Genomic DNA, 3,902 nt, shown 5'->3' on the forward strand with positions numbered 1-3,902 from the left:
AACGAAGAAACCCCTGCAGTTGTTACTGCAAGGGTTCTTGTTAAGCTGCATTTTATGCAGTTTAAGATTTGGCACCGACCTACTCTCCCACGTGTTACCGCAGTACCATCGGCTCTGGTGGGCTTAACTTCTCTGTTCGGAATGGGAAGAGGTGGACACCACCGATATAGGCACCTAAAGGTTTTTAAATAAGGGTCAGGTTTTAAGTATCAAGTTATAAATATTGCTACTTACAACCGATAACTTATCACTCACCACTTAAATGACATATTATTGAAAGAAGTTAAGTTTTGAAGAACAAACAACAAGTTGTGTTGAGCTTTGAAAGCTTCGGATGATTAGTATTACTCGACTATGCTGTCACCAGCTTTACATCTGTAACCTATCAACGTAGTAGTCTTCTACGGTCCTATATGGAATTCTCATCTCGTGGCTAGTTTCGCACTTAGATGCTTTCAGCGCTTATCTATTCCCAGCGTAGCTACTCTGCAATGCCCCTGGCGGAACAACAGATTCACTAGAGGCTAGTCCAACCCGGTCCTCTCGTACTAAGGTCAGCCCCACTCAAAATTCCTACGCCCACAACAGATAGGGACCGAACTGTCTCGCGACGTTCTGAACCCAGCTCGCGTGCCACTTTAATCGGCGAACAGCCGAACCCTTGGGACCTTCTCCAGCCCCAGGATGTGACGAGCCGACATCGAGGTGCCAAACCTCCCCGTCGATATGAGCTCTTGGGGGAGATCAGCCTGTTATCCCCAGCGTACCTTTTATCCTTTGAGCGATGGCCCTTCCATGCAGAACCACCGGATCACTATATCCGTCTTTCGACCCTGATCGACTTGTCTGTCTCACAGTCAAGCAAGCTTATGCTATTGCACTCCTCATACGGTTACCAAGCGTATTGAGCTTACCTTTGAAAGCCTCCGTTACCTTTTTGGAGGCGACCACCCCAGTCAAACTACCCATCAAACAATGTCTCCCGCTTTGCGGGATTAGACACCGAATACAGAAAGGGTGGTATTTCAACGTTGGCTCCACGACGCCTAGCGACGCCGCTTCAAAGCCTCCCACCTATCCTACACATCCTGTATCCAATGTCAATGTTAAATTGTAGTGAAGGTGCATGGGGTCTTTCCGTCCCGTTGCGGGTACCCGGCGTCTTCACCGGGACCACAATTTCACCGAGCTCATGGCTGAGACAGCGCCCAGATCGTTACACCATTCGTGCAGGTCGGAACTTACCCGACAAGGAATTTCGCTACCTTAGGACCGTTATAGTTACGGCCGCCGTTTACTGGGGCTTCGATTCAATGCTTCGCCTTGCGACTAACATCCCCTCTTAACCTTCCAGCACCGGGCAGGTGTCAGGCCTTATACTTCATCTTTCGATTTTGCAAAGCCATGTGTTTTTGTTAAACAGTCGCCTGGGCCTTTTCACTGCGGCTTACATTGCTGCAAGCGCCCCTTCTCCCGAAGTTACAGGGCCATTTTGCCGAGTTCCTTAGCCATGATTCACTCGAGCACCTTAGAATTCTCTTCCCGGATACCTGTGTCGGTTTGCGGTACGGGTTTTTATAACCTGAAGCTTAGCGGTTTTTCTTGGAAGTCTGTTTACCTGCTCTATCCACTCAGCCGAAGCCTCGCGGTACTATTAGTTTTCAGCATCGTTGGCGGATTTGCCTACCATCGATATACCTACAACCTTTAACGAACTATTCCGTCAGTTCGCGGCAGTGTCACTACTCCGTCCCCACATCGCAGTTATAAAAAGTACTGGAATATTAACCAGTTGTCCATCGAATGTCCCTTTCGGGTTCTCCTTAGGACCCGACTAACCCTGATCCGATTAGCGTTGATCAGGAAACCTTATCCTTTCGGTGGGCGGGTTTCTCTCCCGCCTTATCGTTACTTATGCCTACATTTGCTTTTCTATACGCTCCAGCACCCATTACCAGATACCTTCACCGCATATAGAATGCTCCCCTACCGATATATTTCAATCCCATAGCTTCGGTGATACACTTAATGCCCGTTTATTATCCATGCCCGATCGCTCGACTAGTGAGCTGTTACGCACTCTTTAAATGAATGGCTGCTTCCAAGCCAACATCCTAGCTGTCTGTGCAATCGGACCTCGTTAGTTCAACTTAGCGTACACTTAGGGACCTTAGCTGATGGTCTGGGTTCTTTCCCTCTCGGCCCGTGACCTTAGCACCCCGGGCCTCACTGCAGACCATATTTAATAGCATTCGGAGTTTGTCTGGATTTGGTAGGATTTGACTCCCCCGCACCCAATCAGTAGCTCTACCTCTATTAAACTTAATATCCACGCTGTTCCTAAAAACATTTCGGGGAGTACGAGCTATTTCCCAGTTTGATTAGCCTTTCACCCCTACCCACAGATCATCCGGAAACTTTTCAACGTTTATCGGTTCGGTCCTCCAGTACGTGTTACCGCACCTTCAACCTGTCCATGGGTAGATCACAAGGTTTCGCGTCTACCTCCTCTGACTATACGCCCTATTCAGACTCGCTTTCGCTTCGGATCCGTGTCTTAAACACTTAACCTTGCCAGAGAAGAGTAACTCGTAGGCTCATTATGCAAAAGGCACGCCGTCACGCCACCTGGACGCTCCGACCGCTTGTAAGTACACGGTTTCAGGTTCTATTTCACTCCCCTGTTCGGGGTTCTTTTCACCTTTCCCTCACGGTACTGGTTCACTATCGGTCTCTCAGGAGTATTTAGCCTTACCGGATGGTGCCGGCAGATTCCCACAAGGCGTCTCCGACCTCGCGGTACTCAGGATACTACTAGGCTAACATTCTATACGTGTACAGGGCTATCACCTTGTATCGCCGGGCTTCCCATCCCGTTCCACTTCTGTTTGTTAATACCACATCGTAGTCCTACAACCCCCACTTTGCCGTAACAAAGTAGGTTTGGGCTCTTTCCCGTTCGCTCGCCACTACTTAGGAAATCATTATTATTTTCTCTTCCTCTGCTTACTTAGATGTTTCAGTTCGGCAGGTTTGCTCATTATATGTGACATGTCTTCAACATGCCGGGTTGCCCCATTCGGAAATCTTCGGATTAATTCCTATTTGCAAATACCCGAAGCTTATCGCAGCTTATCACGTCCTTCATCGCCTCTGAGAGCCAAGGCATCCCCCGTGTACTCTTTATTACTTTCTTCTACTTATACGCCTTTTGCGCCGTATAGTATGCTTTTTTGCTCTTGTTATGATGTCTCATACTTATCAGTCGATTGCTCTCCTTCCAAGTGAGCACAAACACAACAGTCGCCTATTGTTGTTTGCTCTTCTTTTTTAACTTCTTCCAATATGTCAAAGAACTTTACCAAAATCAGGTAAAGGGTATAAGATTGCAGGTTTCATTGTCTGCGCTCAAGCCTTTAGCTTTCTCTTGTTAGTAAAAAACTGCGGTCTCGAACCGTTTCATATACACCTTAATATATATGTGCCCCAATGGCGTTTCTTCTTCTTTTAATCATGTCAATGTAGATTACCTATCCCGGTAACTTGATTTGCCTGTTTTTTGAAAGCTTTCAGCTTTGGTCTTCATACCTCTGAGCTTTAAAAGCCCGGTAGTGGAGAATAACGGAGTCGAACCGTTGACCTCCTGCGTGCAAGGCAGGCGCTCTAGCCAGCTGAGCTAATCCCCCAGGATTATTAAAGTAGTCCCGTCCAGATTTGAACTGGAGACCCCTACATTATCAGTGTAGTGCTCTAACCAGGCTGAGCTACGGGACTGTCTGTAAGGCCGCTTTTGGTTAGCGTTAGTATATTACCGCTACCGCTTCCTTTTGCTTACCTAGTCGTCAGTGCCGATGTCTTTTTGGTTATTGGGACAACCGTCATTTCTTCTGGGTGTTTCTTTT

Annotated in this window: 2 tRNA genes and 2 rRNA genes; all 4 read right to left on the reverse strand. The window is 47.5% G+C overall.

The features are described 5' to 3' along the window. Positions 1-66: 66 nt before the first annotated feature. Positions 67-178 (reverse strand): 5S ribosomal RNA (gene rrf / locus AC0IWT_RS19945). Between the two features lie 141 nt (positions 179-319). Beyond that, a 23S ribosomal RNA gene (locus AC0IWT_RS19950) occupies positions 320-3,196 on the reverse strand. Positions 3,197-3,612: 416 nt separating this feature from the next. After that, a tRNA-Ala gene (locus tag AC0IWT_RS19955) sits at positions 3,613-3,686 on the reverse strand. Positions 3,687-3,699: 13 nt separating this feature from the next. Then, a tRNA-Ile gene (locus AC0IWT_RS19960) sits at positions 3,700-3,774 on the reverse strand. Between the last annotated feature and the right edge of the window lie 128 nt (positions 3,775-3,902).

The organism is Pedobacter sp. AC464, from assembly GCF_979253075.1.